This window comes from Cupriavidus sp. C3SS-1, assembly GCF_057073755.1.
Window position 1 is genome coordinate 100,558 of the sequence record NZ_CP172699.1, and the last position, 25,628, is coordinate 126,185.

Consider the following 25,628-nt stretch of genomic DNA (forward strand, 5'->3'; position numbering starts at 1 on the left):
ATGGACAAGCGTCGCGTCCTGTCGCTGATCAAGACAGCGTTCACCGGCTTCGACAAGCCGCTCGCGCTGATCGTGTTCCTGTTGTTCGCCACCGGCATCGTGGCCCTGTACTCGGCCGCCATCGACATGCCGGGCCGGGTCGAAGACCAGCTGCGCAATATCCTGCTGTCGTACGTGGTGATGCTGGTGATCGCTTACCTTCCCACGCAAACGCTGATGCGCGTGGCGGTGCCGATCTATACCATCGGCGTGGCGCTGCTGATCGCGGTGGCCATGTTCGGCCTGATCCGCAAGGGCGCGCGCCGCTGGCTCTACGTGGGCATGGTGATCCAGCCGTCCGAGATCATGAAGATTTCCATGCCGCTGATGCTGGCCTGGTACTTCCAGAAGCGCGAGGGCGTGGTCCGATGGTATGACTTCGCGGTGGCGCTGGTGCTGCTGCTGATCCCGGTCGGCCTGATCGCCAAGCAGCCCGACCTGGGCACCGCGCTGCTGGTGATGGCGGCGGGCATCTACGTGATCTACTTTGCCGGCCTGACCTGGCGCATCATCCTGCCGCTGATGGCGATGCTGGTGGTGGCGGTCTCGCTGCTGATCACGTTCCAGAACGACATCTGCGCACCCGGCGTGACCTGGCCGGTCCTGCATGACTACCAGCAGCATCGCGTGTGCACGCTGCTGGACCCGACCACCGACCCGCTCGGCAAGGGCTTTCACACGATCCAGTCGATCATCGCGATCGGCTCGGGCGGCGTCGAGGGCAAGGGCTGGCTCAAGGGCACCCAGACCCACCTGGAATTCATCCCGGAGAAGCACACCGACTTTATTTTCGCGGTGTATTCGGAGGAGTTCGGCCTGATCGGCAATGCCGTCCTGCTGGTGCTGTACCTGCTGCTTATCTTCCGCGGCCTGTTCATTGCCGCCAACGCGCCGACGCTGTTCTCGCGGCTGCTGGCTGGCTCCATCACGCTGATCTTCTTCACCTATGCCTTCGTCAACATGGGCATGGTGAGCGGCATCCTGCCCGTGGTGGGCGTGCCGCTGCCGCTGATGAGCTACGGCGGCACGGCGCTGGTGACGCTGGGCGCGGGCATCGGCATCCTGATGGCGATTTCCCGACAGAAACGGCTGATCCAGACGTAATACAGAGGGACGATGGCCCAGGGCGGGGCGCCGGCGCCCCGCTTTGCTAAACTGCCATGCAAAATTCTCTCGGTTCGAAGCCCATGAACGCCCAAGACGTCGCCGCCTACCTGCAGAGCAATCCCCAGTTCTTCGAAGACCATGCCGAGCTGCTCGCCACCGTGCAGCTGACCAGCCCGCACAGCCACCGTGCGGTGTCGCTGCAGGAACGGCAGATGGAAATCCTGCGTGAAAAGAACAAGGTACTGGAACTGCGCCTGGCCGACCTGATGCGCCACGGGCACGACAATGACCGCACCCAGCAGCGCATGCATGCCTGGCAAATGCGGCTGATGGGCGAGCCGGACTCCCACGCGCTGCCCTATGCCGTGCAGGACGGCCTGCAGCAGGTGTTCGATGTGCCCGCCGTGGCGCTCAAGCTGTGGGATGTGGCGGAGCAGTATGCCCATATGGAAGTGGCGCAGGGCGCCAGCGATGACCTGCAACTGTTCTCCGAAGGCCTGCGCGCGCCGTACTGTGGCGCCAACGCGGGTTTCGAGGCGGCCGGCCTGCTGGAACTCGACGAAGTCGCATCGCTCGCCATGGTGGCCTTGCGTCCGCCCGTGCGCACCGCCGGCGAGGTGCCGGGCGCGGCCTTCGGCCTGCTGGTGCTGGGCTCGCCCGATCCGCGCCGTTTCCTCGAGGGCATGGGCACGGCCTACCTGACGCAGATCGGCGAAGTGGCCGGTGCCGCGCTGAATCGCCTGCGCGAGTGAATTCCAGCGGGCCGCGTCGTCCACGCCTTGCTTCCATGACCCACGATCCGACCAAGGTCTCAGCGGCGGATACGGAGCCGCCGGCGGCCGACCCCGTCATCGCGCAATATCTGGCCTGGCTGCAAGGCAGCCGCAAGCTTGCCGAACACACCATCAGCAGTTATCGCCGCGACCTGACCGCGCTGCAGGCGCACGCCGCCAGGCACGCGCCGGGCTTTGCGCTGCTGGCGCTGCAGACGCGCCATATCCGCGCCTTTGCCGCGCGCCTGCATGGCGCAGGCCTGGCAGGCACCACGATTGCCCGCACCTTGTCCGCCTGGCGCGGCTTCTATCTTTGGGCGGCGCAGCACGGCCTGGGCGTCCAGGCCAATCCCGTGGATGGCGTGCGCGCGCCGCGTTCCGGTCACCGGTTGCCCAAGGCGCTATCCGTCGAGCATGCCGTGGCGCTGGTCTCGCATTCCGCGGGGACCGATGCCGCCGCGCTGCGCGACCAGGCCGTGTGGGAGTTGTTCTATTCAAGCGGATTGCGCTTGTCGGAACTGGTGCAGCTCGACGCCCGCTATGAAAAGCGCGATGGCTATGAATCGGCCGGCTGGATCGATATGTCCGGCGCCGAGCTGACCGTGACCGGCAAGGGCTCGCGCCGGCGCACGTTGCCGGTCGGCAGCAAGGCGATGGACGCGTTGCGCGGGTGGCTTGCCGTGCGCGAGCAGCTATTGCGGCCGGGTGCCGCGCCCGAGGATGCGTCCGCACTGTTCCTCGGTGCGCGCGGACACCGGCTGTCGATGCGCGTGGTGCAGTTGCGGCTCAAGGAGCAGGCGATTCGTGCCGGCGTGCCAGCCGACGTGCATCCGCATATGCTGAGGCATTCGTTTGCGACGCATATGCTGCAATCGTCGGGCGACCTGCGGGCGGTACAGGAGTTGCTCGGGCATGCCAGCATCTCCACGACGCAGATCTACACCTCGCTGGACTTCCAGCATCTGGCCAAGGTCTATGACAAGGCCCATCCGCGGGCCGGAAGGGCGGCGTCGGCAAAGGACAAGGACGACAATGACAAGGCGTCGCCCGTGAAGGACTGAGTTCTCAATCCGCCCACTGCGCCAGCACTTCCCGGAACCGTTCGATCTCCGGCAACAGCCAACCTCGAAACGCCTGCACTTTCGGCGAATCCAGCGCCCCGGGCGCGCACACGAAATACAGCAGCCACGGGCATGGAATGCTGACATCGAACAACCGCACCACGCGGCCGGACAGCAGGTCGTTGTAAGCGAGCGAAGAGCGGATCAGTGTGACGCCCTGGCCCTCGGCCGCTGCCTGCAGCAACAGCGACGAATCTTCGAGCAATAGCCCCTTGCGCGGCTCGGGCCAGTCCAGCCCTGCGGCATCGAACCATGGCTTCCACGGGTCGCCTTCGCCGCGCAGCAAGTTCAGGCCGGCCAGGTCGGCGGGCCGCTCCGGCAGGCGTCCGCCGTTGAAGGCGGGGCTGCAGACCGGAAAGAACACATCATCGAGCAGCTTTTCCACGTACAGGCCCGGATAGTCGCCAGTGCCCATGCGCAACGCGATATCGACCTCTTCCTGGCCAAAATCCACGAGCGTATTCGACGACAGCAGCTCGACGTCCAGCTCCGGATGCCGTTCGATAAAGCTGCCAATGCGCGGCATGAGCCAGCGCGCGGCGAATGACGGCATGGTGCTGATCGTCAGCCGTTTGTCGCGGTTGCCGGACTGCAGCACGCGCGTGGCATCGGCGATCTGCAGCAGGGCATCGCGGATGCGCTCGGCGTAAAGGCGCCCGGCCGGTGTCAGCGCCACGCGCTTGCCGTGGCGCTCGAACAGCGGCATCGCAAGTTCCTCTTCCAGCGCGCGGATCTGGTGGCTGACCGCGCCGTGCGTGACGAACAATTCCGTCGCCGCGCGCGAAAAGCTCTCGTGCCGGGCCGCCGCTTCGAACGCGCGCAACGCTGTCAGCGCCGGCAGGCGCGGCAATTCGCGGTGCCAGCCACGCGGCATATCCCTTTCCCATGCGCCTTTCCATGTCATGACATGCTCCGCTTTGTGAATTTTGCTAACAATAACCTTAAAAATATATCGTTTTGCCAGTGCCCGGGCAATCACTAGAATTCAGTTCACCGGCGCCCCATTGCCACGACGAATCGAAGTGTACTGGCAGGAAAACCAGGCCAGTACCGGACATGTGGCAAAACCCGGCAAGCGTGCCGAGGCCGGCGGACAGGAGATCCATCATGCAAGCTCTGCTCACAACGACAGTTTTCACACTGAATCCCGGCGAAGTCACGGCGCTGTCCATGCATGCGGCACAGCGCCTCCATGTGGAAGATGCCGCCGGCACCGACCTGTGGATTACCCGCGAAGGCGATTCCGAGGACTACTGGCTGCGTTGTGGCGCGAGCCTGCTGCTGCGGCGTGGCGATGAAGTGGTCTTGAGCATCGATCCGCGGGCCCGCCGTGCCGTGCGGCTGGCGTTGATCGCCGAGGCGCGCCGCCCGGCGCTGACGCTTGCGGATGTCCCCCACCTCGTGTACCGCAGCTTGCGGCGCCTGGTTCGAGGCACGGAATGGACGCCGGGCGACGACCACGCCAAGGCCGCGTGACGCGATGGGCGGAGAGACGTCGGAAGCCCATGCGCTAAGGCTTCGCCTGGTCTGGTCGAGGCCGGGCGATGAAACCGGCAGCGCGGACACCCGGCCGGACTGACTAATTCCCCATGAACGTGGCGGGGGCCGGCGTAAGCCGGCCCTTTTCGTTACACTCTCGCCATGCATCCGATTCAAGTCTTCGAGCGGGGCCGCGAGGATTACCAGCCCTGCTTCGACGCGATGCGCGCCTTCACTGCCGCGCGCACGCCCGAGACGCCCGACCAGATCTGGCTGGTCGAGCATCCGCCGGTCTACACGCTGGGCCAGGCGGGCGATCCCGCGCACCTGCTGGCGCCGGATGCGCATATCCCGATGGTGCAGATCGACCGTGGTGGACAGATCACTTACCACGGCCCCGGCCAGGTGGTGGCTTATCTGTTGCTCGATCTCAAGCGTCGCAAACTGATGGTGCGCGAGCTGGTGAACGACATCGAGCAGGCCGTGCTGGACACGCTTGCCGCGTATAATCTCGCGGCTGAGCGCAAGTCCGGCGCCCCCGGCATTTACCTGTCGGACGGGCCGCACCGGGGCGCGAAGATTGCCGCACTCGGGCTCAAGATCCGCAATGGCTGCAGCTATCACGGCGTCAGCCTGAACGTGCAGATGGATCTGGCGCCGTTCCTGCGCATCAATCCGTGCGGCTATGCCGGACTGGAAACGGTCGACATGGCCACTGCCGGTGGACACTGGCAGGACCAGCCCGTGACCGCCGCACAACAAACTGACATCGCGCGACGCCTGGCGGCGGCATTGTGCGAGGTGCTGGCAGCGCGCGAGGCCCGTGCGCTGGCGGCCGACAAGACTGCCGCCACGCCGGCCCTGGCCTCTTAGTGACAAGCTGACAAGCGAATTGCACGCCGTTGCGCGTGCGGAGAAATTTATGAGCGACGCCCTGATCGCCTCCTCCAGCGAAGCCCCGCAATCCCCCGCGGAGCAGTACGATCCGACCCGCAAGCAGAAGTCTGCCGACAAGACCGCGCGCATCCCCATCAAGATCGTGCCGGCCGAAAAGCTCAAGAAGCCGGACTGGATCCGCGTGAAGGCCGCCACCGGCAACTCGCGCTTCTACGAGATCAAGGACATCCTGCGCGCCAACAACCTGGTGACGGTGTGCGAGGAAGCGAGCTGCCCGAACATCGGCGAATGCTTCGGCAAGGGCACGGCCACGTTCATGATCATGGGCGACAAGTGCACGCGCCGCTGCCCGTTCTGCGACGTCGGCCACGGCCGCCCCGATCCGCTCGACGTGAACGAGCCGGGCAACCTGGCGCGCACGATCGCCCAGCTCAAGCTGAACTACGTGGTGATCACCAGCGTCGACCGCGACGACCTGCGCGACGGCGGCGCCCAGCACTACGTGGACTGCATCAGCCAGACCCGCGAACTGTCGCCGGTGACCCGCATCGAAGTGCTCGTCCCTGACTTCCGCGGCCGCCTGGACAAGGCGCTGGACATCCTGCAGGGCTGCCCGCCGGATGTGATGAACCACAACATGGAAACCGTGCCGCGCCTGTACAAGCAGGCCCGCCCGGGCGCCGACTACGCGCACTCGCTCACGCTGCTGAAGGAATTCAAGCGCCGCAACCCGAACGTGGCGACCAAGTCCGGCCTGATGGTCGGCCTGGGCGAGACCGACGAGGAAATCCTCGAAGTCATGCGCGACATGCGCGCGCACGACATCGACATGCTGACCATCGGCCAGTACCTGGCGCCGTCGAACCACCACCTGCCGGTGCTGCGCTACGTGCATCCCGACACCTTCAGGATGTTCGAGGAAGAGGCCTACAAGATGGGCTTCACGCATGCCGCCGTGGGCGCGATGGTGCGCAGTTCGTACCACGCCGACCAGCAGGCGCATCAAGCCGGGTTTGCCTGAGCGCTTCGCCTGACGCTGTCACGCAGCCACGCTGACGCGCCGGCCGGGTTCTTCCCGGCCGGCGCGTTTTGCTTTTGGCGTCTTGCCCGCAGTCCTACATCTTGTAGCGCAACGCCAGCAGCGCCGTGCGCGGCGCGCCGGGCATGTTGTAGTTCTCGGCCGCGCCGTGGGCCGAGATGAAGTAGGCGCGGTTGAACAGGTTCTGCAGGGTCAGCGTCACGTCGACATGGCGGCTGCGATAACCGGCGCCCAGGTCTACGGTCATATAGCCCGGCAGCGTCGTCACGTTGTATTGCGAAGCGAAGCGCGCGCTTTCGGCGCGCATGCCACCGGCCACGTAGAAGCCGTACGGCAGGTCGTGCTTGAGCCACAGCGAGCCGCTATGCCGTGGCGTGAGCGACGGCTGGTTGCCGCTGACGGCCACGCCGCCGCTCTTGTCGTACGGATTATCCAGGCGTCCGTTCAGGTAGGCATAGCTGGCGATCAGCGACCACGCCCTGGCAATCTCGCCAGTGAACGACAGCTCCAGCCCGCGCGTGCGCTGCGTGCCGATGGGCACGCCCTGCAGCGTGACGGGGTCGGCCGACGTCAGGTTGGTCTGCTTCATGTCGAACAGCGCGGCCGTCACGCTGGCGCCGGCGGACAGGTCGTACTTGGCGCCGATCTCGTAGTTGGTGGTCGACTGCGGGGCCAGCGAACTGCTGTTGGGGAAGAACACGAAGCTGTCGGACACCGGCTGGAACGAGCGGCTGGCCATGGCATACAGCGACAGCGGCTCGACCGGGTGATAGACCACACCCACGCGCGGGCTGAACGGCCGGTCGTTGCGCGCGATGTCCTGGTTCTTCGGCGTCAGGTCGTCGCGGCTTTGCTTGAGGAGCTCGTAGCGCAGGCCGGCCAGCACCGTCCACTGCGGCGAGAGCCTGATCAGGTCCTGCGCGTACATGGCGTAGGTCTCGTTGCGCGACAGGCCGTAGTTGTTGGGCACCGCGCTGGCCGGCACCGTCGGCAGCACCTGCAGCACCGGGTCGAACAGGTTGTAGGTGAAGCTCTGCCGCAGGCCCGCCACGCGGTCGCTCTTGTCCTGGTAGCCCAGTTCGATGCCGTACAGCAGCGTGTGTTCGATGCCCCAGGTCTCGGCCTTCTGGGTCAGTTCGTTCTGCCAGAAGGTGCCGCGGTCGCTGCGGTTGCGCTGGTTGACGTTGAGCGTGACGGTCGGGATCGGGCCGTCGTTCACGCTCTTGACCGTCACATAGTTGTTGCGGCCGAGCGAGTATTCGTAGGTGCGTACCGCGCTGTGGAACGACCATTTGTCGTTGAAACGGTGGTCCAGCGTGGCGGTCGCGCTCTTGACCGTGCTGTCGACATTGCCATCGCCCGCGTTGGCCGAGCCGTAGCGCGTGCTGATCGGCACGTTCGCGGGACGGCCGTGGTACGACGGGATGCCCTGGTCGGCAATGCGCTTGTCGTGCAGGTAATCGAACTGGAGAGTGAGTTTGGTGTCGGGTGCCAGGTTGAACAGGAGAGACGGCGCGATCGCCTGCCGGCGCAGGAAGTAGTCGTTGCGGAACCCGCCGGAGTCCTCCACGGCGCCGGTCAGGCGCGCGCGCACGGCGTCGTTGCCGACCGAGGTGTTCAGGTCGAAATCGGCGCGCTTCTGGCCTTCGGTGCCGAACAGCACGCCGATCTCCGCCATGGTCGGCGTCACCGGCTTCTTAGTCACGCGGTTGATGATGCCGCCCGCGGAGCCGCGGCCGTACAGCACGGCGGACGGACCTTTCAGCACGTCAATGCGGTCGATGTTCGACAAGTCGCGGAAGTACAGCGAATCGTCGCGCAGGCCGTCCACGTACTGGTCGTTGATCGACGAGAAGCCGCGGATGGTGACCTGGTCGCGCTGCGCATCGCCGAGCGACGCCGACACGCCCGGCACATTGCGCAGCGTGTCATTGATCGAGAGCGCGTTCTGGTCCTCGATCACCGCGTGCGGCACGACGTTGATCGATTGCGGAATCTCGCGCAACGGCACCGGGATCTTGGTGGCGGTGCCCGAGACTGGCGCGTCGTAGCTCGTGTCGTCGCGTTTGGCCGAGACGGTGGCGGCCGGCAGCGTGCCTGCGTCGGGCGCCCCCTCGGCGGCACGGGCGCCAGGCGCTAGCGGCAGGGATCCAAGGATGGCCAGGGACAGGCACAGCCGTTTCGTTGGCATTGCAGTTTCCATGAAAAGAAAGTTGATCCGATTGGTGATGCGGCAAAGTCAGCCGCCGGGCATGGTCAGGCGCGCCGAGGCTGTGGCAGCAGGTGTGGCTGCCCAGCGCACGAACAGCAGCGTCACGAGGGCCACGCCGTACACGGCCGCCATGGCGACGAATCCCGCACGCCAGCCGAATAGCCCGATCGAGACCGCGGCCACGCCCAGGCCAACCAGCGCGCCGCCCTTGGCCGCACTGCTGCACAGGCCCAGGGCGAAGCCCTGGCGGTCTTCCGGACTGGCTTCGGCCACCAGGCTGTTGAGCACCGGAAGCAGGCCGCCGAGGCAAAGCCCCCACGCCAGGCGCGCGGCGATGAAGCCGGTTTCGCCCTGCGCGTAGCCTTGCCACAGCGCCGTGGCTGCGCACACGGCCGTGAGCGCGCAGACGCGTCCCAGCGTGAGGTCGATCGGCAAGCCGGCGAAGCGCCTTGCCCACCAGCGCGCCGACAGCGCGAGCGTGGCCGCCGTGGCGCTGTAGGCGATGCCGGCCAGCATCACCGAACCGTGCAGCGTCTCGGTGATGTACGGCGCGAGGAAGGCCTGCGGCATGATGCGCGCGGCCTGCACGGCCACGGTGCCGAGCAGCAGGCCGATGACCAGGCCGCCCAGCGGCGTGTGGGCCGCCGCAGTTGCCGTGGCGGTGAGAGGCGCCTGGCGGCGCGGCGCCGGGCTGGCCGATGGCAGGCACAGCATGGCGAGCGGAATGCAAGCCAGGATGATGGCCGCGCCGGTTGCGTTGGCCAGCCGGAAGCCCATCGAGCCCACCAGCCATGCGCCAACCGGCGGCGCCATGAAGCTGCCGCAGGCGGTGACGGTCTGCAGGTCGGCGAAGACGCGGCGACGCGCATCGGCCGGTGCCACGCGCATCGCGTAGACCTGTGCCGCCGCCAGGAAGCCGGCCAGCCCGCCCTGCACGGTACGCGCCAGCAGCACGCTGGCGGCGGAATCGGCATACACCGTCCATAGCTGTGATGCCGCCAGCGCGATCAGTGCCCGCAGGATCATCGGCTTGGGGCCGGTGCGGTCGGCAAGGCGTCCCCACCACGGCGCGGTCAGCAGCGTGGCGGCCATCGGCGCGAAGTATGCCGCGCTGGCCACCCATGCGAACGGCACGTGCGGCAGCGGCGCCAGTTCGCGCAGGAACAGTGGCCAGAACGGGCCGGTCATTTCCATCGCGCCCATCGACAGCGCCTGGATGGCGAGCAGCCACCGGATGGCGCGGCGCCAGGCGCCGGCGTCAGTCGACGGATTCATGCGGGCACCGCCGGCGCTGCCATGTTCGCCAATGGATTGGGCAGCGTGGCGTGCATGTCGTCCGACTGGTCGCGCAGGCGCATGCGCACGAAGGTCTTGAAGGTCCACGGTGCCTGCAGCAGCGCGTGACGCTCGTGTGCCCATGTATCGGCATCCAGCAAGGTCCGATGCTGTTCGAACACGGCGTGCATGGCCTCATGCCACTGGCGCAGGCCCTGCGCGCTGCCGTGCTCGGGGAACAGCGCGAGCGCCAGTTCGCCGATATGGCACAGCAGGAAGGCATGGATCAGCTTCCTGCGCGCAATGGTGCGATCGGGGTAGGTGGTGTGGCCGGCACGGAACGGCGAGATGGAGAAGCCTTGCGCCTCGAGCGCGGGCAGCGCGATCTTCACGTCGCCGAAGTCGCGCACCACCAGCCGTTGCGGCATGCCTGCCGCGTCGATCGCGACGAAGGTGTTCTGCTGGTGCGCTTCCAGCGCGATGCCGTAGCGCAGGTAGAGCCCAACGATAGCCGGAATCGCCACGCGCAGATAGGCGTCGAAGAAGCGCATGGCGCGCTCGGCGCGGCTGCCGTTGGCCTGGCGCGCGAGCACGGTGTCGAGCAGCACAGGCGCGGCAGCGCCCGTCATGTCGGCGGTGAAGTCCGGGGTGAACAACGCACCGACCGGCAGCAGGCGCTGGTTGCCCGCAATGCATGTGGTCGGGTTGTCGCGCACGATCATCGACAGATGGCGCGCACGATTGTCGTCGGCGTCGATCAGATGCAGGCCATGGCGTTCGGGAACGACCGACAGCACGCGCGCAAGCGCCGCATCGCCGGACAAGATGCGCTCGAGCAGGGTGCTGACGCGTGGCCCCATCACGGCGGATTTGGGGGATACCGTGCGTTCCACGCTGGTCAGCCTCATGCTGACGGGCAGTTTGAGCATCGGGCCGCCCGGCGCACCGTCGGCAGCCACGGTGCGGAACGACATGGTCGGGCGTGCGGCGATGGACAGGTCGGGCAGGAGAATCAGCTCGCCGGTGGCCAGTTCGGCGGCAAAGGTCTCGCGCAACGCCGCATCGCGCTGCCACGGATGCACGGGCAAGGGCAGCCATGCCTCGGCTGCGAGTCCGCGTTGCGCCAGTGCCTGGCGGAACCCGGCCATCGCCTCGGGGAAGGTGGCGGCGAACCACGCGACATACTGCGGCGTGCCTTCCATCGTCGTCACACTGACACGGTGCGCGGCCACCGCGGTCAGGCCGACCTGCACCTGAGCCTCGAACTCCGGCGATAACGCGATCACCTGACTCGGTGCCAACCCCAGGCGGGTCTTGCAAGCCGGGTGCCAGGGATGGCCACCCGTGCCCCATTGCTCGGTGCGCGCCAGGGCTGGTGGCGTGCCATCGCCCGCAAGCAGGCTGATGGCGTCCCGTGCTCCGCTGGCGGCGCGTTCGGCCGCCAGCCGTTCACCCCAGGCAAGCCGGTACGCCTGGCACAGCGTGTCGTTGTCCTGGCTGTTGTCGAGTTCGGTCGCGAGCCGGATGATGGCGGCCGGGCTCTCGGCCCCGGCCTCCTGCGTGTCGAGCAGCGGCCCGAGGCAATCGAGCAGGGCAGACGGCCGCTCGACAGGAATGGGCGGGCGACCGTGCGCGAGCACGGTCACGTCGCCGGCCAGGATCCAGCTGCCAAGCGCCCCCGGGCGAAGGCCGGTGAAGCTCAGCAGCACACGTTGCTGCCAGACCGGCAGCAGCGTGACGTCCGCACACGTGTCGACGATCAGTTGGTCGGGACTGAGCAGGGCTTCGCGAAACAGCGCCTGCAACAGGCGCGACAGCACGCGCCGGCGTGCCATCTGCCGGGCCTCGGACCAGTGCGGGGCACGGACGCCGGCTTGGGCGAGCGCGGGAATCGCTTCGAAAGACAGGTTGTCGGCCGCGGCGACAGGGATTGCAAGGGCGGCGGAATCGGCTTGGCGTTGCACGATGGCTCCTACAGGTCATTGACGCGTGCGGACGAGCCAGAAACTCGCCCAGCGACGCAAGGGGGCCTGATGTAGGGACCGATCGAGGACCGGATACGCGATCCGGGAATGGCGCGCTTTTTTCTGCGCGGTAGTTTAAACGCAAACGAATATCATTTGCAATTATATATGGCTTTTTGGCCTCCTCCTCGATCTGTGTCATACGGAATTCCGTCCGGGCCCAGCGGAAACCTAGGGTCATCCCCGGTGCCCGCCATGACAGGGTTTCGATATGATGAATTCATCGATAAATTGTCGATGAAGTGCTATTAAATCGCGCGAGCGTCCTTCGACGCTCTTCGTGCCCCGGTATTTTGCTGCCTACACTGCATATACCGTGGCCAGCCTTGTTTTCACCTCTAGTCGCCATGCCCCAATGCACCGTCCGCCGTCTTGCCGAACAGGCGCTGCTCTGCAGCGTGCCGCCGCCGGCTTCGCTCGCGGCGCAGCGCCGCATCTGGGCCATGGCGGCGCGCGCGTCCGACTGGCGCGGCGTCGTCGATGTCGTGCCCGGCATGAACAACCTGACGGTGATCTTTGACGAGGCCGCCGATGTGGCCGCGCTGGAGCGCAACCTGAAGCTCGCCTGGGCCTCGGGCGAGGCGAGCCAGGCCGCCGGCCGGCTCGTGGAAATTCCCGTGCGCTACGGCGGCGAGCATGGGCCCGACCTGGCCGACGTCGCTGCGCATACGGGCCTGAGCGCGCAGGAAGTGGTGCGCCGCCACAGCGCTGGCGAGTACGTCGTCTACTTCCTGGGTTTCCAGCCAGGCTTCGCCTACATGGGCGGACTGGCGCCGGAGCTGGCCACGCCGCGCCGACGCGAGCCGCGGCTGGCCGTCCCGGCCGGCTCCGTGGGCATCGGCGGCGAGCAGACCGGCATCTATCCGGCTGCCGCCCCCGGCGGCTGGCAATTGATCGGGCGAACCGACGCCGCGCTGTTCGTGGCCGACCGCGACCCGCCTTCGCTGTTTGCCCCCGGCGATACCGTGCGTTTTGTTGCCGAGGAGGTCATCGCGTGATCGAGATCGTCCGGCCTGGTGCGCTGGCCTCCGTGCAGGACCTTGGCCGCACCGGCTTTCGCCGCTTTGGCGTGGGGCTTGCGGGCGCCATGGATCCGCTGGCGCTGACCATCGGCAACCGGCTGCTCGGCAACGCCGCCGGCTGTGCCGCGGTCGAATTCACGCTCGGCCGTGCGGCCGTGCGTTTCCACGAAGATATGCGCGTGGCACTGGCCGGCGCCGAGTGCAACGCCAACCTCGACGGCGTATCGGTCTGGTCGTGGCATGCCTTCGATGTCCACCGTGGCGAGACGCTCACGCTGCCCGCGACGCGCGGCGGCACGCGCGTCTACCTGTGCGTGGCGGGCGGCATCGATGTGGAGCCTGTCATGGGCTCGCGCAGCACTGACCTCAAAGCCGGTTTCGGCGGTTTTGCCGGCCGTGCCTTGCGTGAGGGCGACCGCCTTGCCGCCGCACGCCCCGGCGTGGCCGAGGGCTCCGACTGGCTCGGCGTGCAAGCGCCGTCGTGGGCGCTGCCGTGTGCCGATGCCGGCGGCGTCATGCCGATCCGCATGCTGCCCGGCCCCGAGTACGACGATTTCGAACCCGCTGCGCAGGCCGCGCTGTGGGAATCCGAGTGGACCATCACGCCGAACAGCAACCGCATGGGCCTGCGCCTGCAGGGGCCGGCACTGGAGCGCAAGGCCGAATGCAGTGCCGACCTGCTTTCGCACGGCGTGGTGCCGGGCGTGATCCAGGTGCCCCCGGCGGGACAGCCGATCGCGCTGATGGCCGATGCGCAGACCACCGGCGGCTACCCGAAGATCGGCGTCGTGATCGGCGCCGACCTGTGGCGCCTGGCGCAGGTGCCGCTGGGCGCGCCGGTACGTTTCGTGCGCGTCACGCTCGAAGAGGCCGCCGCCGCGCAGGCAGCGGTGGATCGCTACCTGCGCCAGATCGACCAGGCCCTGCAATGGCAGGGCGATGGCATGACCATAGCCGCGCGCCGCCGTACCCGCACGCGCGCCGCAGCCTGAGGGAGAACCGCAATGCAGATCGATTTGAATGCCGACCTTGGCGAAGGCTGCGGCAATGACGAGGCGCTGCTCGCGCTGATCAGTTCCGCCAACGTTGCGTGCGGCTGGCATGCGGGCGATGCCGCCACCATGCTGCAGACCGTGAAGTGGGCCATTGAAAAGGGCGTGGCCATCGGCGCGCACCCGAGCTTCCCCGACCGCGAGAATTTCGGCCGCACCGAGATGCAGCGCGACCCCGAAGCGGTCTATGCGGACGTGCTGTACCAGATCGGCGCGCTCGCCGCGATCGTGCGCGCACAGGGCGGCCAGCTGCATCACGTGAAGCCGCACGGCGCGCTGTACAACCAGGCCGCGCGCGACCCGGCGCTGGCCGGGGCCATCGTGCGTGCCGTGCGCGATTTCGACTCCGATCTGGTCTTCTTCGGGCTGGCCGGCAGCAAGATGATCGACGTGGCGCGCCAGGCTGGCCTGCGCGTCAAGGAAGAAGTCTTTGCCGACCGCGGCTACAACCCCGACGGCTCGCTCGTCAAGCGCGGCACGCCGGGCGCGCTGCATGAAGACGAGGAAGTCGCCCTGAACCAGACGCTGACCATGGTGCGCGAGCAGCGCGTGCGCGCCATCGACGGCAACTGGGTACCGATCCGCGCCGAGACCGTGTGCCTGCACGGCGACGGCTCCCATGCACTGGCCTTTGCGCGCCGCATCCGCGAACGGCTCGGCGCCGAAGGCATTGCAGTCCGCGCCGGAGCCTAGGTCGGCAACCGGCATTTCCCGCGGCTTTCCCTGTCGTGCAGTCTGACGGCTGAAGGTCGCTCGCCTCCATCACACTTCTATTGGTGCCCACATGGAACAGGCAGTCAACCTATGGCCCCTTGTCGGGGTCGGCGTCATCATCCTCGGCTTTGTGCTGCGCTTCAATCCCATGCTGGTGGTGGCCCTTGCGGCCATTGCCACGGGCATTGCCGCATCGATGCCGGTGATGCAGATCTTCTCCGCGATCGGCACCGCCTTCGTCAAGGCGCGCAACCTGCCGCTGATCATCCTGCTGCCGCTGGCCGTGATCGGCCTGCTGGAGCGGCACGGGCTGCGCGAGCATGCGCAGGCCTGGATCGCGCGCATCGCGTCGGCCACCGTCGGCCGTTTGCTCATTGTCTATCTCGGCGTGCGCGAGCTGACCGCGGCCGTCGGCCTGACCAGCCTCGGCGGCCACCCGCAGATGGTGCGCCCGCTGCTGGCGCCGATGGCGGAAGGCGCCGCGGAGAACCGCTTCGGCCACCTGCCGGAGCCGGTGCGTCAGCGCGTACTGGCGTTCTGCGCCGCCACCGACAACGTGGGGCTGTTCTTTGGCGAGGACATCTTCGTGGCGTTCGGCGCTATCGCGCTGATGCACACGTTCCTGCTGTCGTCGAACATCGACGTGGAGCCGCTGCACATTGCCGTGTGGGGCATCCCGACCGCGGTCTGCGCGTTCCTGATCCACGCTGTCCGCCTGAGGCGCCTGGACTTCTGGCTCGAGCGCGAGCTTGGCGGCAAGGCCGCCGCTGCCGATGTCGCTGCCAAGAGCGGGGAGTAAGCCATGATCATTTCCATCGAGTACCTGTATTGGCTGGCGGGCCTGGTGCTGGCCATTACCGCGCTGCTGACCTTTGCCGACCGCGAGCATCCGCGCCGCTTCAGCACGGGCCTGTTCTGGCTGCTGTATGCGGCGGTCTTCCTGATCGGTGACCGCCTGCCGCCCGCGGCGGTGGGCATTGGCGCCGTGGTGATGGCGCTGATTGCCGGCTTCGGCGGCGTCGGCCACGGCAAGCACGACACGCTGCCCGAAGACGAGCGCCGCGCCAGCGCGCGCCGCCTCGGCAACAAGCTGTTCATCCCGGCGCTGCTGATTCCTGTGGTGACCGTGATCGGCACCGTGCTGTTCAAGGATGTGAAGATCGCCGGCATTCCCCTGCTCGATCCGAAGAACGTGACTTTCGTTTCGCTCGGCATCGGCTGCCTGATCTCGCTGGGCGTAGTGTGCTGGCTCACGCGCGACACGGTTGCGCAAGGCGTGCGCGAATCGCGCCGGCTGACGGAATCGCTCGGCTGGGCGCTGGTGCTGCCGCAGATGCTGGCCATGCTGGGCCTGGTGTTCGCCGATGCCGGCGTGGGCAAGGCCGTGGCACACCTGACCACGGCCTACATCAACATGGACTACAAGCTCGTTGCCGTGGTGGTGTACTGCGTCGGCATGGCGCTGTTCACCGTGATCATGGGCAATGGCTTTGCGGCGTTCCCGGTCATGACGGGTGGTGTCGGCGTGCCGATCCTGGTTGGCATGTTCCACGGCAACCCGGCGGTGATGGCGGCGATCGGCATGTTCTCGGGCTATTGCGGTACGCTGATGACGCCGATGGCGGCGAACTTCAACATCGTGCCGGCCGCGCTGCTCGAACTCGAAGACAAGAACGCCGTGATTCGCGCGCAGGTGCCGACCGCGCTGGCGATTCTCGTCGCGAACATCGCGCTGCTGTATTTCCTCATGTAAATCCGGAGACCCGTCATGCGCACCGTATTGCTCACCGGCTTCGAGCCGTTCGAGAACGAGCCGATCAATCCATCCTGGGAAGCGGTGCGCGCGCTCGATGGCGAGCGCATCGGCGATGCCGTGGTCGTCGCGCGCCAGTTGCCTTGCGTGTTCGGCGCGGCGATCGATGCCATGGACGCGCTGCTGCGCGAGCTGAAGCCCGCAGTGGCCATCGCGGTCGGGCAGGCGGGCGGACGCATGGAAATGTCGGTCGAGCGCGTGGCGATCAATGTCGACGATGCCCGCATTGCCGACAACGCCGGCGCGCAACCGATCGACACGGTGATTGCTGCGCAAGGTCCCGCTGCGTACTTCTCCACGCTGCCGATCAAGGCGATCGCGCGCGACATGCGGGCGGCCGGCGTGCCTGCCGCTGTATCGCAAACGGCGGGAACGTTCGTCTGCAACCACGTGTTCTATGGCCTGATGCATTGCCTTGCTGCCCCTGGCTGCGCAGGCGTGCGTGGCGGGTTTATTCATATTCCCTATCTGCCCGAGCAGGCCGCGCGCCATCCGGGCCAGCCCAGCATGTCGCTGGAGATGATGATCCGCGGCATCCGCCAGGCTGTTGCCACCACGCTGGCAACGGAAGTCGATGTGCGGGAGCAGGGCGGGCAATTGCATTGAGCGCCCGGATTACGACACCGATGGTTCCTACCCTCTCCCGCTCGCGGGAGAGGGGCCGGGGGTGAGGGACCCGTTCGTAGGCTTCGACATGGGCCACGTCAGCGGCCCGTCGGCGGCGTTCCAGGTTGGACAGACGCTGATGGGCGCGGTCATCGGGGCACGTGGACGATGGCGGCTAGGGAGCCTTGCCGCGCTGTCGGATGAGGTCACGCTCGGCACGCCGGTCAGCAAGCCGGACAACCTCCGTACCCACGGCACCCACATTGCCGCGCAGATGGGATTGGCGTTCTGATGGGGCGCGCCTCCGTCAATCTCCCGACACCACCACCTTCTCCCGCTTGACCGCTTCCCGCCGCGCCGCAGCCGCCTTGCGACGCTCATGCCGGATCAGGCTCACCTGTTCAAACCGCCACATCACATAGCAGAACGCCAGGAACGGCCACAACCAGCCCAGCCACTGCGCCAGGCTGTTGAAATGCACAAACCGTCCCATCCGCCAGCCCTGCTCGGAAATCCACGCATACGGATTCGATGGCAGCACATTGGTGAGCATGACCAGCGTGATCAGCGCAGCCATGGCGAGCACCGCGCGCAGCCAGCGCGGCACGTACAGCAACAGCGCCAGCGCCAGAGAACTCGTTAGCAGCGCGAAGCGGCCGCCTTCGGACAGCCAGATGAAAGCGTTGCCGTCGGGGAACTGCAGTTCCGCCACCGCGGCCTTGAGCAGCAGCGCCGCGGCAAGCAGTCCGGCCAGGATGCGCAGCATCGGCGCGTGCCGCCGCATCGAGATCGAAGCGAACAGGCCGGTGCCAAGCCAGCTGCTGGCTGTCACCATCGTTTCCAGCAACTGCTGGCTCTGCATGTCGTCAGGACGCAGGCCAATGCTTTCCTGCCATGCCGGCAGCGACGGCACCAGCATCTGCAAAACCTGCATCGGCCATGAGTCCGGATCGGTCAGCCATTCGCGCACGATGCCGCCCATGCCGAACAGATGCTCTTGCGGAAATATCTGCGCGAACGGCCACAGCATCAGCAGGATGATGGCAAAGCTCGCATGCGGCTCGAACCACGCACTGCGCAGCTGTGTGAGCGTGCCGCGGTCGATCAGCGCGGAGGTGAACGGCGCCACCACGGCACCGCCGAGCAGCGCGCCCAGCGCATTGGTGATGAGGTCGATGTTCGACGAGATGCGGCTCGGTAGCCAGGTCTGCAGCGCTTCCATGCAGGCGGAGAGCAGCGCACCCGCCACCAGTGCGATCAGCGTGGCGCGCGCACCGGACATGCGCGGATGCAGCGCGAGCACGACGAGCGCGCCGAACGGACAGTAGCCGAGCACGTTGGTGAGCAGGTCGAACTCGGTGATGTAGCGCGGCTTGGGCGCCGTCAGGAACGCAAACGGCGAGATGCCGTTGTCGACCCAGCCGCTGAACGGGTACAGGCTCGCATAGACCACCAGCAGCGTGAAGCACACCAGCCCCACTCGCGCCAGCGGCGAGTGCCGGGGCGCGTCCACCTCAGGCAGTGGCGCCTGCGGCGGCATGGCGGGCGGCGTGCGGGCCGGCACCATGGTGCTGTCGCCCTACTTGCCCTGCATGGGCAGGGTGGCCGCCCAAGCCAGCATGTCGGCGATGACCTTGTCGGTGCTGTCCGCCAGCGCCTTCACGCCACCCGCGCCGTCGGCGCTGGGCGCGGGCTCGCGCGCGGTGAAGGTCTGCTGGCCGATCATGCCGTGGAGGTACACCGTGGCGCGCACGCGCACCACGCCGCGGCTTTCGGTCGCGCTGTCGAACACCTGCTCGAACTCGAGCATGTCGATCTTGAGCGCGGGCACAGTGGTATCGCCAAACCACGTCAACGCACCGCGCGCGGCCACGGCTTCGCGCAGGCGGCCATCGAACAGCTGCGTGGGCGGTATCACCCAGCGCTGCGTGGCATAGGACTGCATCCGCTGCGCCTGCGCGTACTGCAGGCGGTAAAACAGCGCATTGCTTTCCATCCAGGTCGGGCCGTCGGTCTGGGCGATTCTTAGTTTCGGCAGCTTGGGCAGCGTCCCGGCAGAATGTTCCGCGGCCAGCGGCGGCCCCAGGTCATAGGTCGTGACGGGCGGCGACGAGCGGGTCAGCGCGCAGCCAGCAAGAGCGGACACAATGGCCAGTGCGGCGAACAGGCTCCCGGCGGCGCGGCGTGCGGTGGGCAGGTCTGGTGTCGATGTCACGATTGGCCTCGTTGGTTCATCAGGGCTGGCATATGGGTCACGGCGCGCTGAAGCCGGGCTCGCCCGGGCCCGCCACCGGCGTCGGCGAGCCGAACAGCAGGCTGTTCGGGCTGTCGCTGAACTGACCGGCGGCGCGTTCGAAGGTGCGCGCGGTCTGGCGCGCGTCGCGTGCCAGGCCGTTGATCTGCGGCAGCGTTTCCTGGCTGAGCGTGCCGGCGGCGGACTGGATCGATTCGGCCGCGCCCTGCAGGTCGCGCCCGACTGTATCGACCGTGCGCAGTACCGTGCCGTTCGGGTTGGCCAGTTCCTGCGTGAGTCGGCGCGTCGATTGCAGCGTCACGTTGAGGTTCTCGGCCACCTGCGGCAGCCGCGCCGCCGCGGGCGCGAGCGACGCCGACAGCTTCGAGTAGTCATCAGCGGTCTTGTGGATCGAGCGGATGGCCGCCATCAGCTCGGCACGGTTGTTCGTCTGGAACATGTCGTTGAGCGAGGTCATCATGGTCTCGACCTGCGTGAGCAGCGAGTCGCCGCGCTTTTCCAGTTCTTCGAAGAATCCCGGGCGCATGGCGATGCGCGCCACGGCCTTGGGCGAGGTGCGCAGCGGCGGCGACGTGACCGCGCCTTCTTCCGCGGCGGTGTCGTCCAGCTGCACGTAGGCGATGCCGGTCACGCCCTGGAAGCCCAGCGTGGCATACGTGGTCCGCGTGATCGGCGTGTCCTGGTTCACGTTGACGCGCACGATGATCTGGCCCGGCACTTGCGGGTCGAAGCGGATCGACACCACCTTGCCCACTTCGAGGCCGCGGTACTTCACGTCCGCCTGCGGCCCCAGGCCGTTCACCGTGGAGCGCGTGATCAGGTCGTACGGCACGCGCACGGCGTGGTCGCTGCTGAACCAGAAAATCGCGAACAGCACCAGCACGGCCAGGCCGATCGTGAACAGGCCGGCAAGGAAGGCGTGTGACTTGTTTTCCATCATGCTTCTCCAGGTTGCGCGCCGCCCTTGGCCGGCTGCAGGGCCTGCATCGCGCGCTGAGCGCGTTCGCCCAGGAAGTATTCGCGGATGAACGGGTGGTCCACCTTGACGACTTCCTCGATCGGCGCCGCAGCCAGCACCTTGTGGTCGGCGAGCGCGGCGACGCGGTCGGACAGCGCCACCAGCGTGTCGAGATCGTGGGTGATCATCACCACGGTCAGCGCCAGTTCGCGGCGCAACTCGCGAATCAGCTCGACGTAACCGTCGGACGCCATCGGGTCAAGGCCGGCGGTGGGTTCGTCCAGGAACAGCAGTTCCGGTTCCAGCGCCAGCGCGCGCGCCAGCGCCACCCGCTTGATCATGCCGCCGGACAGGTCGGACGGCATCTTGTCGGCATCGCGCGCCGACAGGCCCACCATCTGCAGCTTGAGCAGGGCAGCCTGGCAGATGAGATTGTCGGGCAGGGCCCGGAGTTCACGCAGCGGCAGCGCAATATTGTCGATGACCGACAAGGCCGAGAACAGCGCCCCGCCCTGGAACTGCAGGCCCCAGCGATTGCGCAGCGCCTGCAGCTGTGCGGGCTTCAGGCGGGCCGTGTCTTCGCCAAAGACGCGGATCGACCCTGACGTGGGCCGCTCCAGCCCGACGATCTGCCGCAGCAGTACGGTCTTGCCGCTGCCCGATCCGCCCACGATGGACAGGACTTCGCCGCGGTACACATCGAGGTTCACGCCGTCGTGCACGACGGCCTTGCCGTAGCGCTTGACCAGGTCGCGCACCTCGATGACGGCTTCGCCGCGCGCGGGCGGCCGGGAGGTGGAGGAGGCGGCGGGCAAGGTCGCCGATGGGGTTGGGCGGGTCGCGGTGGTCATATTCCCACGTCCTTGAACATCACGGCGAAGATGGCATCGGCGATGATCACGATGGTGATCGACACAACCACCGAGGCCGTGGTGCCTTCGCCCAGGCTCTGGGTATTGGGCCGGATACGCAGCCCGAAGTGGCAGGCGGCCAGCCCGATCAGCATGCCGAAGGCCACGCCCTTGCCCAGCCCCAGCCACAGGTTGGCCACGGGCACGGCGTCGGGCAGCGCGCGCAGGAAGAAGGTCGGGCTGATGCCGAGCTGCATGCGCGCGGAAATGATGCCGCCGGCCAGTGCCAGCACGTCGGTCCACGCCACCAGCAGCGGCATGCACACGGCCAGCGCGACCACGCGCGGCATGATCAGGCGGAAGCCGTGGGAAATGCCCATGACGCGCATGGCGTCGAGTTCTTCGGTCACGCGCATCACGCCGATCTGCGCGGTGATGGCCGAGCCCGAGCGCCCGGCGACCAGGATCGCGGCCAGCACCGGGCCCAGCTCGCGGATCACGGCCATGCCCAGGATGTTGACGATGAAGGTGCTGGCGCCGAAGGTGCGCAACTGGTTGGCCGACAGGTACGACAGCACGATGCCGATCAGGAAGCCGACCAGTGCGGTGATGCCGAGCGCCTTGTAGCCGATGTTGTAGATATTGGCTGAAATCTCGCGCCACGGTCCGCGCTGCGGCACGCGTGCGAAGCGGATCAGGTCGAAGGCGAGCTGTCCCAGCATGCTGACGCCATTGGCGGCCTGCGCGCCGAACGACAGCACCGAGCCGCCGAATTCCGTGATCGGGTTGAACCGCTCGACGATATGTTTCTTCCAGCCATCGCTATGCAGGTTGGCGATGCGCTCGAACACGCGGCGCTGGCCGTCGCTGGCATCGAGCCGCTCCGGCAGCTTGCCGTTCCACGCCTGCCACAGCAGTTGCCCGCCCACGTGGTCGAGCTTGTCCACGCCGGCCAGCGACCAGTGGGCATCGTCGGGCGCATCGGCCAGTGCATGCAGCCGGGAGCGCATGGTGCGCGCCTGATGGCAACCGGCCAGCGCCAGCGCGGTCCAGTCACCGCACAGCTGCACGCTGACGTTTCCGTCCTCGCGAGTGATGTTGAAGGCAGGCGTCGTCTGACTTTCCAAGGGCAGGGACAATGTGATGGCTTAGTCCCGATTCTAAGCCACAGGCCGGGGCGGCGCGAGCAAAGGGCGCCCGCGGCTACAATGCGGCCTTGGAACCGGCGCTTGCTTCGCGGCGATTCCCGGAGCCGGCCGGACCGGCGCCGCTTACCAGCTTTCCACGCCCTTGCCACGTCCTTTCCTCGCTTTCCGATGACCGCCGCCCCCGATCCGCAGCCCGCCCACGCGCCATCCTGGCGCATCGACGCCGCCGTCCTGCGCGCGGCATTGCCCCAGTCGCTGCAGGGGTGGGCGCTGGAACTGGTCGAAGAGACCGGCTCCACCAACGCCGACCTGACGCAGGCCTGCCGGCAGGCGCCGTGGTCGGATGCGGGCACCCTGCGGCTGGCCTACCGCCAGACTGCCGGCCGTGGCCGCCAGGGCCGTCCATGGCAGGGGCAGGCGGGGCTGACGTTCTCGGTAGCGTTGCCGCTGGCGCTGGCGCCGTCGCAGCTGAGCGGCCTGAGCCTGGCCGTCGGGCTGGCGCTCGCGCAGGCGCTTGGCGATGTCGACGCGGGCCTGGGCGCGCGCGTTGGCCTGAAATGGCCGAACGACCTGCAGATCGACGGGCGCAAGCTGGCGGGCATCCTGATCGAGGCCGTGCCGGCCGGCCCGCAACGCGTATGGGCCGTGATCGGCATCGGCCTGAACCTGGTGCGCGATCCGCAGATGGAGCTTGCGCTCGGGCGTGAACTGGCCGGCGTGGCGGAGGCCTTGCCGGGCTTTGATGCGCAGCGCGACGCCACGGGGCTGCTGGCCGCCGTGCTCGCGCGGCTGGGTGCGATGCGCGAGCTGTTCCTCGCGCAGGGCTTTGCGCCCATGGCGGCGCCATGGTCCGCACTGGATGCATATCGCGACCAGCCGGTCCGGCTGCTGCACGATGGCAAGGTGCTGGCCGAAGGCATGGCGCGGGGCGTCGACGGCGATGGTCAGCTGCTGCTGGAAACGCCAGCGGGCATGGAGCGCATCAACAGCGGCGAGCTGTCGTTGCGGCCCGCCGGGGGCGCGGCATGAGCGCGCCGCTGCTGCTGGTCGACATCGGCAACACCAGGCTGAAATGGGCCTGGTGCGAGGCTGGCCGGACGCACGTGGCCGAACCTGGGCACCTGCCCACGCCATGGCGGCACGGCGGCGCCCTTGCGCACACCGAAGACGGCGCCATGGACGCATTGGCCTGCGCGTTGCGCGACCTGCGCGGCAAGGGGCCGATGCCGACGGTATGGATCACCAATGTCGCGGGACCGGTGATTGCCGCGCAGGTCGACGCCATGCTGGTGGCCGCATTCGGCGAATGCCCCGAGGTGCAATGGGTGCGCAGCGCGGCCAGCCACGGCGATCTCGTCAACGGCTATCGCGAGCCCACGCAGCTTGGCGTGGACCGCTGGGTCAGCAGCGTCGGCGCGCATCGCTGGCTGCCTGGCGAGACCCTGCTGATCGTCACGGCCGGCACGGCGACCACGCTCGATATCGTCACGGCGCAGCCCGGCGGCCCGGCATGCTTCGAGGGCGGCCTGATCCTGCCGGGCCTGGCGTTGATGCTCGGCACGCTGGCGCGCAACACGGCGCAACTGCCGGCACTGGATGTGGAAGACGCCGGCACCGCAGCCGCCACGCGCCTGTCGTGGGCTGACAACACCCATGACGCCATTGCCGCGGGCTGCCTGGCCGCGCAGGCCGGCGCCGTCGAACGGACCTGGCACACGCTGAGCGCGCGCAGCCGCACCCGTTGCCTGCTGTCGGGCGGCGCGCGGGACGCGCTGGCGGGAGCGCTCGCCGTGCCGTTCGAGATGCACGATAATCTCGTGCTGCTCGGGCTGTACGCGATGGCAACGGCCTGAGCGCCACGCCGCCGCCGTTATCGCTGCGCCCCGGCAATCGTCCACGCGTCGCCCCTTTCACATTCCCCCGCCCCATGTTCCGCCTTGGCCCGCCCGACCCGCCGCACTGGCTGTCGATCCTGCTGCCGCTGTTGCTGCTGGCAAACGTCGTCCTGCTCGCGGCCGTGCTGGGCGCGTTCGGCCCGGACCCGATGTCGGGCTGGCTCGGCACGCCGCGCGAACCGGCACGGCTGCGGCAGCAGGTGCGCACCGAACGCATGGAGCTCCGCCCAGCGCCTCCGGCGCCCGAGGCGGTTCCGCGCAGCGCGGGTCCGGCCGGCAAGGTCATTGCGGCAGCGGCAGCGGGAGCGGGCAGCGACAACAGCCAGTGCGTGGAAATCGGCGGGTTCAGCGCGCAGGCCGTTCGCCGTGCGGCCGAAGACCTTTCCGGTGGTTCCTGGCAGGTCGAGCAGTTCGAGCGCCGCGAGCAGGTGCGCTGGTGGATCCACCTGCCGGCCCAGCCCACGCGCGAGAATCTCGAACGCAAGCTGGCCGAGCTGCGCCGCCGCAACGTGACCGACTACGCGGTGCTGACCAGCGGCACGCCCGACGCGGAGTCGTTCACGGTATCGCTAGGCTTGTTCCGCGAGCGCGAACACGCCGAACACTACCTGGAGACCCTGCGTGGACAGGGCGTGCGCACCGCCGTGCTGGCTGACGCGCCGCACCCGTTCATGCGCCCGTGGCTGCGCGTGCGCGGTGCCGACGAAGCGGCGCGCGCACGGCTGGAAGCGATGCGCCAGCGCTACGGCGCCGAGACGCTGCTGACCTGCGGCGGCACCTGAGCATCCGGATCCGGTGGAGCAAACGGACGGCGGACCGGAGCGCCGGCCCGTTGCCTTAACGATGCTGCCGGACCTTGGTCAGCAGCTTGGTGGTCGAGCGGTCGTGGAGGAACGGGATGGCGATGGCCTTGCCGCCCCAGCTGCGCACCAGCCGCGTTTCCTCGAGCGTCTCGATGTCGTAGTCGCCGCCCTTCACATAGATATCCGGGCGCACCTGGCGGATCAGCTCCACCGGGGTCTGCTCGCGGAACATCGCCACCAGGTCCACCGAAGCGAGCGCGGCCAGCAATGCCATGCGGTCGGATTCATGGTTCAGCGGGCGGTCGTCGCCCTTGCCAAGCATCCGCACCGAGCCGTCACTGTTGACGCCCACGACCAGGCTGGCGCCGAGTTCGCGCGCCTGCGCCAGGTAGGTCGCGTGGCCCCGGTGCAGGATGTCGAAGACGCCGTTGGTGAACACCAGCGGGCGCGGCAGCGCCGCGATGCGCGCGGCCAGCGCCGCGGCATCGTCGGGCAGGGTCAGTTTGGATTCGAAGGCGGGTACGGACATGTCTGGGGCCAGGTGTT

Annotated in this window: 27 protein-coding genes; 16 read left to right on the forward strand and 11 right to left on the reverse strand. The window is 67.8% G+C overall.

Features of this window, described 5'->3' with window-relative positions; translation table 11 throughout:
- The 3 genes from rodA (at position 1) to ACIGJC_RS00435 (ending at position 2,980) form a co-directional block, all read left to right on the forward strand.
- On the forward strand, positions 1–1,143 hold the full coding sequence (gene rodA / locus ACIGJC_RS00425) for a rod shape-determining protein RodA (protein WP_483710079.1): 1,143 nt from the start codon (positions 1–3) through the stop codon (positions 1,141–1,143).
- Between the two features lie 83 nt (positions 1,144–1,226).
- Complete coding sequence (locus ACIGJC_RS00430) at positions 1,227–1,898, forward strand: DUF484 family protein (RefSeq protein ID WP_483710080.1); 672 nt, start codon at positions 1,227–1,229, stop codon at positions 1,896–1,898.
- 35 nt (positions 1,899–1,933) lie between these two features.
- Positions 1,934–2,980, forward strand: coding sequence for a tyrosine recombinase XerC (locus tag ACIGJC_RS00435; protein ID WP_483710081.1), 1,047 nt, complete (start codon positions 1,934–1,936; stop codon positions 2,978–2,980).
- A 4-nt stretch (positions 2,981–2,984) separates the two neighbouring features.
- Here ACIGJC_RS00435 and ACIGJC_RS00440 read toward each other — a convergent pair whose 3' ends face one another.
- Both ACIGJC_RS00440 and ACIGJC_RS00445 read right to left on the reverse strand, forming a co-directional pair.
- Complete coding sequence (locus tag ACIGJC_RS00440; protein ID WP_483710082.1) at positions 2,985–3,944, reverse strand: transcriptional regulator GcvA; 960 nt, start codon at positions 3,942–3,944, stop codon at positions 2,985–2,987.
- Positions 3,945–3,981: 37 nt separating this feature from the next.
- On the reverse strand, positions 3,982–4,149 hold the full coding sequence (locus ACIGJC_RS00445) for a hypothetical protein (RefSeq protein ID WP_483710083.1): 168 nt from the start codon (positions 4,147–4,149) through the stop codon (positions 3,982–3,984).
- Between ACIGJC_RS00445 and ACIGJC_RS00450 the strand changes: the two genes are divergently transcribed.
- From ACIGJC_RS00450 to lipA, 3 genes are all read left to right on the forward strand, one after another.
- Positions 4,148–4,516: a DUF2917 domain-containing protein gene (locus ACIGJC_RS00450; protein WP_483710084.1), complete on the forward strand. Its 369-nt coding sequence runs from the start codon at positions 4,148–4,150 to the stop codon at positions 4,514–4,516. The genes ACIGJC_RS00445 and ACIGJC_RS00450 overlap by 2 nt on opposite strands.
- Before the next feature lie 165 nt (positions 4,517–4,681).
- Complete coding sequence (gene lipB, locus ACIGJC_RS00455; RefSeq protein ID WP_483710085.1) at positions 4,682–5,392, forward strand: lipoyl(octanoyl) transferase LipB; 711 nt, start codon at positions 4,682–4,684, stop codon at positions 5,390–5,392.
- Between the two features lie 49 nt (positions 5,393–5,441).
- Positions 5,442–6,437, forward strand: a complete 996-nt coding sequence (gene lipA / locus ACIGJC_RS00460) for a lipoyl synthase (protein WP_483710086.1) — start codon at positions 5,442–5,444, stop codon at positions 6,435–6,437.
- A 94-nt stretch (positions 6,438–6,531) separates the two neighbouring features.
- Here the strand turns inward: lipA and ACIGJC_RS00465 are convergent, their stop codons facing one another.
- Genes ACIGJC_RS00465 through ACIGJC_RS00475 form a run of 3 tightly spaced genes read right to left on the reverse strand, consistent with a single transcriptional unit; the run spans position 6,532 to position 11,906 of the window.
- Positions 6,532–8,646: a TonB-dependent receptor gene (locus ACIGJC_RS00465; protein ID WP_483710087.1), complete on the reverse strand. Its 2,115-nt coding sequence runs from the start codon at positions 8,644–8,646 to the stop codon at positions 6,532–6,534.
- Positions 8,647–8,694: 48 nt separating this feature from the next.
- The gene (locus ACIGJC_RS00470) at positions 8,695–9,942 is read right to left on the reverse strand and encodes a rhizoferrin export MFS transporter (protein ID WP_483710088.1); all 1,248 of its coding nucleotides are present in this window, start codon (positions 9,940–9,942) and stop codon (positions 8,695–8,697) included.
- Positions 9,939–11,906 carry an IucA/IucC family protein gene (locus ACIGJC_RS00475; protein ID WP_483710089.1) on the reverse strand — a complete coding sequence of 656 codons (1,968 nt, stop codon included), beginning with the start codon at positions 11,904–11,906 and terminating at the stop codon, positions 9,939–9,941. Before ACIGJC_RS00475 ends, ACIGJC_RS00470 begins: the two co-directional genes overlap by 4 nt.
- A gap of 407 nt (positions 11,907–12,313) precedes the next feature.
- Between ACIGJC_RS00475 and pxpB the strand changes: the two genes are divergently transcribed.
- The 7 genes from pxpB to ACIGJC_RS00510 all read left to right on the forward strand — a co-directional run bounded on the left by pxpB (position 12,314) and on the right by ACIGJC_RS00510 (position 17,465).
- A complete protein-coding gene (gene pxpB, locus ACIGJC_RS00480) occupies positions 12,314–12,964 on the forward strand; it encodes a 5-oxoprolinase subunit PxpB (RefSeq protein ID WP_483710090.1) in 651 nt (216 codons plus the stop codon).
- A complete protein-coding gene (locus tag ACIGJC_RS00485) occupies positions 12,961–13,980 on the forward strand; it encodes a 5-oxoprolinase subunit C family protein (RefSeq protein ID WP_483710091.1) in 1,020 nt (339 codons plus the stop codon). Before pxpB ends, ACIGJC_RS00485 begins: the two co-directional genes overlap by 4 nt.
- A gap of 12 nt (positions 13,981–13,992) precedes the next feature.
- Positions 13,993–14,733 (forward strand): 5-oxoprolinase subunit PxpA, encoded by a 741-nt coding sequence (gene pxpA, locus ACIGJC_RS00490; RefSeq protein ID WP_483710092.1) that lies wholly within the window; start codon positions 13,993–13,995, stop codon positions 14,731–14,733.
- 91 nt (positions 14,734–14,824) lie between these two features.
- Positions 14,825–15,553: a DUF969 domain-containing protein gene (locus tag ACIGJC_RS00495; protein WP_483710093.1), complete on the forward strand. Its 729-nt coding sequence runs from the start codon at positions 14,825–14,827 to the stop codon at positions 15,551–15,553.
- Positions 15,554–15,556: 3 nt separating this feature from the next.
- Positions 15,557–16,507: a DUF979 domain-containing protein gene (locus ACIGJC_RS00500; protein ID WP_483710094.1), complete on the forward strand. Its 951-nt coding sequence runs from the start codon at positions 15,557–15,559 to the stop codon at positions 16,505–16,507.
- 15 nt (positions 16,508–16,522) lie between these two features.
- Positions 16,523–17,173 carry a pyroglutamyl-peptidase I gene (gene pcp / locus ACIGJC_RS00505; RefSeq protein WP_483710095.1) on the forward strand — a complete coding sequence of 217 codons (651 nt, stop codon included), beginning with the start codon at positions 16,523–16,525 and terminating at the stop codon, positions 17,171–17,173.
- A gap of 61 nt (positions 17,174–17,234) precedes the next feature.
- Positions 17,235–17,465: a hypothetical protein gene (locus ACIGJC_RS00510; protein WP_483710096.1), complete on the forward strand. Its 231-nt coding sequence runs from the start codon at positions 17,235–17,237 to the stop codon at positions 17,463–17,465.
- A 15-nt stretch (positions 17,466–17,480) separates the two neighbouring features.
- Here ACIGJC_RS00510 and ACIGJC_RS00515 read toward each other — a convergent pair whose 3' ends face one another.
- From ACIGJC_RS00515 to ACIGJC_RS00535, 5 genes are read right to left on the reverse strand one after another with little or no spacing between them, the layout of a single operon-like run.
- Entirely contained in the window at positions 17,481–18,740 is a 1,260-nt protein-coding gene (locus ACIGJC_RS00515; protein WP_483710097.1) for a VanZ family protein, read from the reverse strand.
- 12 nt (positions 18,741–18,752) lie between these two features.
- On the reverse strand, positions 18,753–19,388 hold the full coding sequence (locus ACIGJC_RS00520; protein ID WP_483710098.1) for an ABC-type transport auxiliary lipoprotein family protein: 636 nt from the start codon (positions 19,386–19,388) through the stop codon (positions 18,753–18,755).
- Positions 19,389–19,425: 37 nt separating this feature from the next.
- Positions 19,426–20,367 carry an MlaD family protein gene (locus ACIGJC_RS00525; RefSeq protein WP_483710099.1) on the reverse strand — a complete coding sequence of 314 codons (942 nt, stop codon included), beginning with the start codon at positions 20,365–20,367 and terminating at the stop codon, positions 19,426–19,428.
- On the reverse strand, positions 20,364–21,236 hold the full coding sequence (locus ACIGJC_RS00530) for an ABC transporter ATP-binding protein (protein WP_483710100.1): 873 nt from the start codon (positions 21,234–21,236) through the stop codon (positions 20,364–20,366). The genes ACIGJC_RS00525 and ACIGJC_RS00530 overlap by 4 nt, the downstream gene beginning before the upstream one ends.
- A complete protein-coding gene (locus ACIGJC_RS00535) occupies positions 21,233–22,369 on the reverse strand; it encodes an MlaE family ABC transporter permease (RefSeq protein ID WP_483711578.1) in 1,137 nt (378 codons plus the stop codon). Before ACIGJC_RS00535 ends, ACIGJC_RS00530 begins: the two co-directional genes overlap by 4 nt.
- Positions 22,370–22,552: 183 nt before the next feature.
- On the opposite strand from ACIGJC_RS00535, the gene ACIGJC_RS00540 reads away from it, so the two are divergent.
- From ACIGJC_RS00540 to ACIGJC_RS00550, 3 genes are all read left to right on the forward strand, one after another.
- Positions 22,553–23,413 carry a biotin--[acetyl-CoA-carboxylase] ligase gene (locus ACIGJC_RS00540; protein WP_483710101.1) on the forward strand — a complete coding sequence of 287 codons (861 nt, stop codon included), beginning with the start codon at positions 22,553–22,555 and terminating at the stop codon, positions 23,411–23,413.
- Complete coding sequence (locus ACIGJC_RS00545; protein ID WP_483710102.1) at positions 23,410–24,237, forward strand: type III pantothenate kinase; 828 nt, start codon at positions 23,410–23,412, stop codon at positions 24,235–24,237. Before ACIGJC_RS00540 ends, ACIGJC_RS00545 begins: the two co-directional genes overlap by 4 nt.
- A gap of 74 nt (positions 24,238–24,311) precedes the next feature.
- The gene (locus tag ACIGJC_RS00550) at positions 24,312–25,061 is read left to right on the forward strand and encodes an SPOR domain-containing protein (RefSeq protein ID WP_483710103.1); all 750 of its coding nucleotides are present in this window, start codon (positions 24,312–24,314) and stop codon (positions 25,059–25,061) included.
- 55 nt (positions 25,062–25,116) lie between these two features.
- Here the strand turns inward: ACIGJC_RS00550 and rfaE2 are convergent, their stop codons facing one another.
- Positions 25,117–25,611, reverse strand: a complete 495-nt coding sequence (gene rfaE2 / locus ACIGJC_RS00555) for a D-glycero-beta-D-manno-heptose 1-phosphate adenylyltransferase (RefSeq protein WP_483710104.1) — start codon at positions 25,609–25,611, stop codon at positions 25,117–25,119.
- Positions 25,612–25,628 lie beyond the last annotated feature (17 nt).

What these genes read in the sequence shown, in the direction of transcription:
- ACIGJC_RS00550 (WP_483710103.1), top strand. Translation starts at nt 24,312, where the DNA reads ATGTTCCGCCTTGGCCCGCCCGACCCGCCGCACTGGCTGTCGATCCTG.
- rfaE2 (WP_483710104.1), bottom strand. Translation starts at nt 25,611, where the DNA reads ATGTCCGTACCCGCCTTCGAATCCAAACTGACCCTGCCCGACGATGCC.
- ACIGJC_RS00500 (WP_483710094.1), top strand. Translation starts at nt 15,557, where the DNA reads ATGATCATTTCCATCGAGTACCTGTATTGGCTGGCGGGCCTGGTGCTG.
- pxpA (WP_483710092.1), top strand. Translation starts at nt 13,993, where the DNA reads ATGCAGATCGATTTGAATGCCGACCTTGGCGAAGGCTGCGGCAATGAC.
- ACIGJC_RS00465 (WP_483710087.1), bottom strand. Translation starts at nt 8,646, where the DNA reads ATGCCAACGAAACGGCTGTGCCTGTCCCTGGCCATCCTTGGATCCCTG.
- ACIGJC_RS00540 (WP_483710101.1), top strand. Translation starts at nt 22,553, where the DNA reads ATGACCGCCGCCCCCGATCCGCAGCCCGCCCACGCGCCATCCTGGCGC.
- ACIGJC_RS00440 (WP_483710082.1), bottom strand. Translation starts at nt 3,944, where the DNA reads ATGACATGGAAAGGCGCATGGGAAAGGGATATGCCGCGTGGCTGGCAC.
- lipB (WP_483710085.1), top strand. Translation starts at nt 4,682, where the DNA reads ATGCATCCGATTCAAGTCTTCGAGCGGGGCCGCGAGGATTACCAGCCC.
- ACIGJC_RS00445 (WP_483710083.1), bottom strand. Translation starts at nt 4,149, where the DNA reads ATGATGGATCTCCTGTCCGCCGGCCTCGGCACGCTTGCCGGGTTTTGC.
- ACIGJC_RS00450 (WP_483710084.1), top strand. Translation starts at nt 4,148, where the DNA reads ATGCAAGCTCTGCTCACAACGACAGTTTTCACACTGAATCCCGGCGAA.
- rodA (WP_483710079.1), top strand. Translation starts at nt 1, where the DNA reads ATGGACAAGCGTCGCGTCCTGTCGCTGATCAAGACAGCGTTCACCGGC.
- ACIGJC_RS00470 (WP_483710088.1), bottom strand. Translation starts at nt 9,942, where the DNA reads ATGAATCCGTCGACTGACGCCGGCGCCTGGCGCCGCGCCATCCGGTGG.
- ACIGJC_RS00530 (WP_483710100.1), bottom strand. Translation starts at nt 21,236, where the DNA reads ATGACCACCGCGACCCGCCCAACCCCATCGGCGACCTTGCCCGCCGCC.
- ACIGJC_RS00430 (WP_483710080.1), top strand. Translation starts at nt 1,227, where the DNA reads ATGAACGCCCAAGACGTCGCCGCCTACCTGCAGAGCAATCCCCAGTTC.
- pcp (WP_483710095.1), top strand. Translation starts at nt 16,523, where the DNA reads ATGCGCACCGTATTGCTCACCGGCTTCGAGCCGTTCGAGAACGAGCCG.
- ACIGJC_RS00515 (WP_483710097.1), bottom strand. Translation starts at nt 18,740, where the DNA reads ATGGTGCCGGCCCGCACGCCGCCCGCCATGCCGCCGCAGGCGCCACTG.
- ACIGJC_RS00495 (WP_483710093.1), top strand. Translation starts at nt 14,825, where the DNA reads ATGGAACAGGCAGTCAACCTATGGCCCCTTGTCGGGGTCGGCGTCATC.
- ACIGJC_RS00545 (WP_483710102.1), top strand. Translation starts at nt 23,410, where the DNA reads ATGAGCGCGCCGCTGCTGCTGGTCGACATCGGCAACACCAGGCTGAAA.
- ACIGJC_RS00435 (WP_483710081.1), top strand. Translation starts at nt 1,934, where the DNA reads ATGACCCACGATCCGACCAAGGTCTCAGCGGCGGATACGGAGCCGCCG.
- ACIGJC_RS00525 (WP_483710099.1), bottom strand. Translation starts at nt 20,367, where the DNA reads ATGATGGAAAACAAGTCACACGCCTTCCTTGCCGGCCTGTTCACGATC.
- pxpB (WP_483710090.1), top strand. Translation starts at nt 12,314, where the DNA reads ATGCCCCAATGCACCGTCCGCCGTCTTGCCGAACAGGCGCTGCTCTGC.
- lipA (WP_483710086.1), top strand. Translation starts at nt 5,442, where the DNA reads ATGAGCGACGCCCTGATCGCCTCCTCCAGCGAAGCCCCGCAATCCCCC.